Annotated in this window: 6 protein-coding genes; 4 read left to right on the top strand and 2 right to left on the bottom strand. The window is 72.8% G+C overall.

The window, feature by feature from the left end:
- A partial coding sequence (locus tag C569_RS0129175) for a helix-turn-helix domain-containing protein (protein WP_026268795.1) occupies positions 1-232 on the bottom strand: 232 nt, incomplete at its 3' end.
- Between the two features lie 330 nt (positions 233-562).
- Here C569_RS0129175 and C569_RS0129170 point away from each other — a divergent pair.
- Positions 563-1459 carry a lytic polysaccharide monooxygenase gene (locus C569_RS0129170; RefSeq protein ID WP_018789237.1) on the top strand — a complete coding sequence of 299 codons (897 nt, stop codon included), beginning with the start codon at positions 563-565 and terminating at the stop codon, positions 1457-1459.
- Position 1460: 1 nt separating this feature from the next.
- Here the strand turns inward: C569_RS0129170 and mgrA are convergent, their stop codons facing one another.
- Positions 1461-2450 carry an L-glyceraldehyde 3-phosphate reductase gene (gene mgrA / locus C569_RS0129165; RefSeq protein ID WP_018789236.1) on the bottom strand — a complete coding sequence of 330 codons (990 nt, stop codon included), beginning with the start codon at positions 2448-2450 and terminating at the stop codon, positions 1461-1463.
- Between the two features lie 57 nt (positions 2451-2507).
- Here mgrA and C569_RS0129160 point away from each other — a divergent pair, with 57 nt between their 5' ends.
- From C569_RS0129160 to C569_RS0129150, 3 genes are all read left to right on the top strand, one after another.
- Entirely contained in the window at positions 2508-3476 is a 969-nt protein-coding gene (locus tag C569_RS0129160) for an aldo/keto reductase (RefSeq protein WP_018789235.1), read from the top strand.
- A gap of 70 nt (positions 3477-3546) precedes the next feature.
- Positions 3547-5037, top strand: coding sequence for a magnesium chelatase (locus C569_RS0129155; protein WP_018789234.1), 1491 nt, complete (start codon positions 3547-3549; stop codon positions 5035-5037).
- A 2-nt stretch (positions 5038-5039) separates the two neighbouring features.
- Positions 5040-6995, top strand: a complete 1956-nt coding sequence (locus C569_RS0129150; RefSeq protein WP_018789233.1) for a VWA domain-containing protein — start codon at positions 5040-5042, stop codon at positions 6993-6995.
- Positions 6996-7811 lie beyond the last annotated feature (816 nt).

Below are 7811 nucleotides of genomic sequence, written 5' to 3'. Positions count from 1 at the left end.
TGCCCAGATCGGCAAGCCCACGCTCAGCGAACTCCGACCGCCACGCTCGCACCGTCATCCGGGTCACCCCAGCCAGGGCCCCGATCTCGGCGTTGGCCATCCCGTCCGCGGCGTGCAGCAGCACCCGCGCCCGCTGCACCAGCCGATGCTCGGCCGTACGCGACTTGGCAAGAGACTCCAGCAGTTCCCGCTGGCCGGGTTCGAGCATCAGTGGTGCAGCAGCGCGTGTCACGTCCGAAGTCTACTAAAACGGCTAGCTATTTGCGAGACAGAACACTAGGTGCGGAGTCGGTGCCCGCCGTGGCGTCGAGGTGAGGAGCGGATGAACGGTCGCCGGACGGCTGCCGGTGGCCGGGCCGCGCGGGGGCGGCGCGGGACGGCTCGGGGGACGGGGCCGGCTCGGACAAGGAACACTCCTCGATCACAGGGTTTCGTCACTCTAGGGCCCCTCCGGCGTCCGTCGCCGCCCCGGTTGTCCGTTCGGTCACGCCGCCCCGGCCGATCGGCGCGGATCGAACCTTTCGCGGCTCGCGGCCGTACCAGTGCGCGGGAGGTCGATCACATGGCCGCACGACGCGCGCTCGCCGCGCTCGCCGCCGTCGCCGCGACGGTGCCGCTGGGCGCCGCGCCGGCCGCGGCACACGGTGCGCCGACCAGCCCGCTGAGCCGGGCCGCCGCGTGCGGGCCCGAGGGTGGCCGGGCGCAGACGACCGCCTGCCGGGCCGCGATCGCCGCCGGAGCGGCGGTACGCGAGTGGGACAACATCCGGGTGGCCCGGATCGACGGGCGGGACCGGGAACGCATCCCGGACGGGGAGCTGTGCAGCGGCGGGCTGTCCGCCTACCGGGGGCTGGACCTGCCGCGCACCGACTGGCCCGCCACCACCCTGACCGCCGGGGCCCGGCACACGTTCCGCTACCGCACCACCATCCCGCACCGGGGCACGTTCCGGTACTACGTCACCACCGGCTCGTACTCGCCGAAGCGCGTGCTGACCTGGGCTGATCTGGAGAAGAAGCCGTTCTTCGAGGTCACCGACCCACCGATCCGCGCGGGCGCGTACGAGATGCGGGGGAAGCTGCCCGCCGGGCGCACCGGACGGCACATCGTCTACGTCATCTGGCAGAACTCGGACACCCAGGACACGTACTACTCCTGCTCGGACGTGATCTTCCGGGCGGCACGCGGCACGCCGGACCCGCCGTCGGCAGCGCCGAAGGCGAGCGCGTCGCCTCCGCGTACCCTCGCCGGCACGGCGGACGACGACGAGCCGGCGGTGCCGGTCGCGACGGTGACCGACGGCGGACCCCTCTCCCGGCCGTTGGTTCTCGGCACGGCGGCGCTCGCCACCGCGCTGCTCGCGGCGGCGGTGGTCGGACTGCGGCGGGCCGGCGGGCCGCCGCCCGGGCGGCCGTGCGGTGTCCGCAACCACCGCGCCGGGCGGCGCCGCGTCTGGTGACTCAGCCGAGCAGGTCCTCGATCTCGGCCAGGTCCTCCCCGGCGAGGTCGAGGTTGTCCAGGGCGGCCACGTTGCCCTCCAGCTGCGCGACACTGCTCGCGCCGATGATGAGGCTGGTCATGCGCGGGTCGCGCAACGCCCACGCCAGGGCGAGCTGGGCCAGCGTCTGCCCGCGCCGCTCGGCGACCGCGGCGAGCCCCCGGACCGTCGTCATCGTCTCCTCGTCGAGGTCGCTCTCGTTCAGGAAGACGCTCGTGCGCACCCGGGAGTCGGCCGGGATGCCCTTGAGGTAACGGTCGGTGAGCAGGCCCTGGGCGAGCGGACTGTACGCGATGCAGCCGGCGCCGACGCCCTCCAGCGTGTCCAGCAGCCCGTCGCTCTCCGTCCAGCGGTTCACCATCGAGTACGACGGCTGGTTGATCAGCAGCGGCGTGCCCAGGTCACGCAGGATCTCGGCGGCCCGCTCGGTCTGCTCCGAGTTGTAGTTGGAGATGCCCACGTAGAGCGCCTTGCCGGAGCGGACGATCGCGTCGAGCGCGCCCATCGTCTCCTCCAGCGGAGTCTCCGGGTCGAACCGGTGCGAGTAGAAGATGTCGACGTAGTCCAGCCCGAGTCGGCGCAGCGACTGGTCCAGCGACGAGATCAGGTACTTGCGCGAGCCCCACTCGCCGTACGGGCCGGGCCACATCAGATAACCGGCCTTGCTGGAGATCACCAGCTCGTCCCGGTACGGCTTCAGGTCGGTGGCGAGCAGGCGGCCGACGTTCTCCTCCGCCGAACCGGGCGGCGGGCCGTAGTTGTTCGCGAGGTCGAAGTGGGTGATGCCGAGGTCGAAGGCGCGGCGGACGATGTCGCGCTGCCGCTCGAAGGGTCGGTCCGGCCCGAAGTTGTGCCACAGGCCGAGGGAGATGACCGGCAGCTTCAGCCCGCTGCGGCCACTGCGCCGGTAGATCATCTCGTGGTAACGGTCGTCGCTGGCGAGGTATGTCACCAGGCCATTCTGTCCGGACCGGAGTGCGCACGCAGCGGCGCGGGTACCTTCGGCCTCATGCGTTACGTGCAGCTCGACACCCCCAAGCCCATTTCCAGGATCGGCCTCGGCACGTGGCAGTTCGGCTCGCGGGAGTGGGGCTACGGCCCCGAGTACGAGCGCCGGGCCGCCGAGATCGTCCGGCGGGCGCTCGACCTGGGCGTCACCCTGTTCGACACCGCCGAGCTGTACGGCTTCGGCCGCAGCGAGCGCATCCTCGGCGCGGCGCTGGGCGACGACCGGGCCAAGGTCGTGGTCGCCACGAAGATCTTCCCGCTGCTGCCGGTCGCCCCGGTGGTGCAGCAGCGCGCGGTCGCCTCCGCCGCCCGGCTCGGCGTCGACGGCATCGACCTCTACCAGGTGCACCAGGCCAATCCGGTGGTCGCCGACACCACCACCATGCGCGGCATGCGCTCGTTGCAGGACATCGGGCTGGTCGGCGAGGTCGGCGTCAGCAACTACGGCCTGCGCCGGTGGCGGTTCGCCGAGGCCGCGCTGGGCCGCCGGGTGCTGAGCAACCAGGTCCGCTACAGCATGATCGACCGCGGCCCCGAGGAAGACCTCATCCCGTACGCGGAGCAGGCCGGCCGCATCGTCATGGCGTACTCGCCGCTGGCGCAGGGATTCCTCTCCGGCCGCTACGACGCCACGAACCCGCCCGCGGGGGCGGTACGCCGGGCCAACCCGTACTTCCTGCCGGAGAACCTGGAACGCGGCACCCGGCTGATCGCCACGCTGCGCGAGGTCGCCGACGCGCACGACGCCACGCCGAGCCAGATCGCGCTCGCGTACGTGCTGCGGCACCCGAACGTGGTGGCCATCCCGGGCGCCTCCGGCATCGAGCAGATGGAACGCAACGCGGCCGCCGCCGAGATCGACCTCGCCGACGACGAGTACGCCGCACTGGTCGCCGCCGCGCACGCGTTCCGCCCGGTCACCGGGCTGGCCGCCGTACCCCGGATGGTCCGCGCCCGCCTCGGTAAGTGAGTGGCGTTCCGGCGGCTTCCCTTGTCGCGACATCGACGACGGAGGCCGCCGGTCACCGGAGCGCGCTAGCGTGGATCGGGTGACCGCTCCCAACCAGGTTTCCCCGGTCCCGCCCGCCGACCTGCCGACCACGCTCGGCGAGCTGCGCGCCGCAGGGCACCGCTACCGCACGGTCAAGCAGGAACTCCGAGACAACCTCCTCGCCCGGATGGGTTCCGGCGAGGACCGCTTCCCCGGCATCGTGGGCTACCAGGACACGGTGCTGCCCGAGGTCGAGCGCGCGCTGCTCGCCGGGCACGACATGGTGCTGCTCGGCGAGCGCGGGCAGGGCAAGACCCGGCTGATCCGTTCGCTCGGCGCGCTGCTGGACGAGTGGACCCCGGTGATCCCCGGCTCGGTGCTCAACGAGCACCCGATGCACCCGATCACCCCGGCCTCCCGCGCGCTCGCCGACTCGACCGGCGACGACCTGCCGATCGGCTGGCTGCACCGCTCGATGCGGTACGGCGAGAAGCTCGCCACGCCGGACACCAGCGTCGGCGACCTGATCGGTGACGTCGACCCGATCCGCCTCGCCCAGGGCCGCACGCTCGGCGACCCGGAGACCATCCACTTCGGGCTCGTACCGCGTACCAACCGGGGCGTCTTCGCCGTCAACGAGCTGCCCGACCTGGCCGAACGCATCCAGGTGGCGCTGCTCAACGTGCTGGAGGAGCGCGACATCCAGGTCCGCGGCTACCAGCTTCGGCTGCCGCTCGACCTGCTGCTCGTGGCGAGCGCCAACCCGGAGGACTACACCAACCGGGGCCGGATCATCACGCCGCTCAAGGACCGGTTCGGCGCGGAGATCCGTACCCACTACCCGCTGGACCTGGACCTGGAGCTGGCGCTGATCCGGCAGGAGGCCGACCTGGTCGCCGTCGTACCGGAGCACGTGCTGGAGGTGCTGGCCCGGTTCGCCCGCGACGTGCGGGAGTCGCCGTCGGTGGACCCGCGCTCCGGCGTGTCCGCCCGGTTCGCCATCGCCGCCGCGGAGACGGTGGCCGCTGCCGCGTTGCGTCGTTCCGGTCTGCTGGCCGGTGCCGGTGCCGGTGCCGGTGCTTCGGGTAGCGGCGCCGGGTCGGCGTCCCGGCCGGAGGCGCCGGTGGCCCGGATCGGGGACACCGTGTCGGTGACCTCGACGCTGCGCGGCAAGGTCGAGTTCGAGAGCGGCGAGGAGGGGCGCGAGATCGAGGTGCTGGCGCACCTGCTGCGTACCGCCACCGCCGAGACGTTCCGCGCCCGGCTCGCCGGGCTCGACCTGTCCGGCTTCACCGCGCTCGTCGCCGAGGGCGGCGCGGTCGAGACCGGGGAACTGGTCTCCTCGGCCGAGCTGCTGCGCCAGGTCGGCACCGTACCGGGGCTGGCCAAGGTGCTCGACCGCCTCGGCCTCGGCGACGCGCCCAGCCCGGAGGAGGCAGCCGCCGGCATCGAGTTCGTGCTGGAAGGGCTGCACCTGACCCGCCGGCTCGGCAAGGACGTCACCGACTCCGGGCGCACCGTCTACGGGGACCGGGACTGACAGTGGCCGGCGGCAACCGCTTCCGGTACGGGCAGTGGCGCGGCGGACCCGACCCGCTCGCCCCGCCGTACGACGTGCGCGCCGCGGTGGACGCGGTCGGCTCGGACGTGCTCGCCGGCGGCAGCCTGCGCGAGTCGCTGCGCGAGCTGCTGCGGCGCGGCCCCCAGGGGCGCGGCGGCCTGGACGGCCTGGCCGCCCGAGCCCGCCGCCTGCGCCGGGAGGCGCTGCGCCGGGGCGACCTGGACGGCGCCGTCACCCGGGCCCGTGCACTGCTCGACCAGGCGCTCGCCGCCGAACGCGACGAGCTGCGCGACCGCGACGGCGACGACGCCAGGTTCGCCGAGGCCGTGCTCGACAACCTGCCCCGCTCCACCGCCCGCGCGGTGTCGGAGCTCTCCGGGTACGACTGGGCGAGTGCCGAGGCGCGGCAGACGTACCAGCGACTCCTCGACGGGCTGCGCGGCGACGTGCTGGAGCAGCGCTTCGCCGGGCTGCGCGACGCGGCACGGGCCACCGCCGACCCGGCCGTCCAGCGGCAGCTCGCCGAGATGATGCGCGACCTCAACGACCTGCTCGCCCGGCACGCCCGCTCCGAGGACACCACCGACGCGTTCGCCGAGTTCATGCGCCGCCACGGGGAGTTCTTCCCGGAAGGGCCCCGAGACGTCGACGAGCTGATCGACGTACTGGCCCGGCGGGCCGCCGCGGGTGAGCGTCTGATGCGCTCGCTGTCGGACCGGCAGCGCGAGGAACTGGGCGGGCTGATGCGCCAGTCGCTCGGCGACCGGCTCGCCGGTGAACTGTCCCAGCTCGACGCCCACCTGCGTTCCCTGCGGCCGGACCTGAACTGGCAGCGCGGCGAGCGGGTGCGCGGCGACCAGCCGCTCGGCTACGGCGAGGCCACCGGCGCGCTCGACGAGATCGCCGAACTCGACGAACTGCTGGACTCCCTCGACCAGGACCAGCCCGGCGCCACACTCGACGACGTCGACGTGGAGGCGGTCGCCCGCACGCTGGGCCGGGACGCCGCCGACGACGTACGCCGGTTGCGGGAGCTGGAACGCGAACTGCGCCGCCAGGGCTGGGTCACCCGGGACGCGGAAGGGCTGACGCTCAGCCCGAAGGCGCTGCGCCGCCTCGCCGGCACGGCGCTGCGACGCGTCTTCGCCGACCTGACCGCCGGCCCGCGCGGCCAGCACGACCTCCGCTCGGCCGGTGCGGCAGGCGAGGTGAGCGGTGCGTCCCGCCCCTGGGAGTACGGGGACGAACAGCCGCTGGACGTGGTGCGCACGCTCACCCGCGCGGTCCGGCGGGCCGGCCCCGGAGTGCCGGTGCCGCTCGCGGTCGAGGACTTCGAGGTGATGGAGACCGAACGGCGGGCGTCGGCGGCGGTGGTGCTCTGCGTCGACCTGTCGTATTCGATGATCTCGCAGGGGCGCTGGGGGCCGATGAAGCAGACCGCCCTGGCCCTGTCGCACCTGATGGCGACCCGGTTTCCGCAGGACGCGCTGCAGATCGTCGGCTTCGGCCGGGAGGCGATGCCGCTGACCCAGCAGGATCTGGCGGCGGTGGAGCCGGACATGCAGCAGGGCACCAACCTCCAGCACGCGCTGCGGATCGCCGGCCGGCACCTGCGCCGCCACCCGGGCGCCGAGCCGGTGGTGCTGGTGGTGACCGACGGCGAGCCGACGGCGCACCTGGATCCGGAGGACGGTGAGGCGTACTTCCACTGGCCGCCGCTGCCGGAGACCATCTCGGCGACGATCCGGGAGGTGGACCGGCTGACCCGGTACGGCGCCACGCTCAACCTGTTCATGCTCGGCGACGACCCGGGGCTGCGCCGGTTCGTGGACGCGGTGGCGCGGCGCTCGGGTGGCCGGATGTTCACCCCGGACCTGGACGACCTGGGCGAGTACGTCGTCTCCGACTACCTACGCTCCCGCCACGGCCGCCGCTGACCCGCGCTCCCCACGTCGCCTCGTCGCCTCGTCGATCTCGGAGTTGTGGCACCCAGGATGCCCGTTTGGCGAGGTACGCGAGGCACCACAACTCCAAGATCGCCGACCCGACGCACTCTCGGGGAGCTCTCGTCGCCCCGACCCGCGATCTTGCACTTCGGTGCCCCATGAACCGCGTGAATAGGGCGCTCGGAGGGCTCGAACTGCAAGATCGCGTGACCCGTCGGCAGCTGCTCCGCTCCCATCCAGTCGCCGCACTGGCAATTGGTATCCGTTTTGTCGCCGTCAACTTCATGATCAACCCTGTATCGGGTGCCGGAGGAGGGCTTCTTCGGGGTGATCAAGGAGTTTGCGGCCTCGCGAGCGCCGGAAGGTGCCGCAAACTCCTTGATCACGCGGTGTAGAGCGGGGCGCCCGGTGGGGTTGGGTGTCTGTGGGGTGTCAGTCGGGTTCGGGGGTGGTGGGTGACACTCTGACGGTGGAATCGTGGGCGGGCCGGTGGCGTTGTAACCGGGTGAACGACCGAGCAAGGCCCGCGCCTCCGAGCGCCTCGCCTTCTGTGGGATCAGACCCGAGGCTCCGGTCGTTGAGCATGGTTCCGACGACGTGAACCCCGTGCCGTCGTACCCCTGGTGGCGTGAGGCCCCGGGAATGATGCCGGGTGGCGGGTCGTTGGACATGCTTCCGGCGCCGCGATGTGGCACCCCCTGCCCCGCGTGCGGCCGGATCCCCTCGAAGACTTTCTTGAGCGCCTGACGGTGCTCGCACCCGCACCGGCCCCCACCGGTACGGGCGTCGACCCCCGAATGGAGCATT

The sequence above is a fragment of the Micromonospora sp. CNB394 genome (assembly GCF_000374985.1).
GTDB classification, from domain to species: domain Bacteria; phylum Actinomycetota; class Actinomycetes; order Mycobacteriales; family Micromonosporaceae; genus Micromonospora; species Micromonospora marina.
This window is presented reverse-complemented; position numbering and strand designations above follow the sequence as displayed.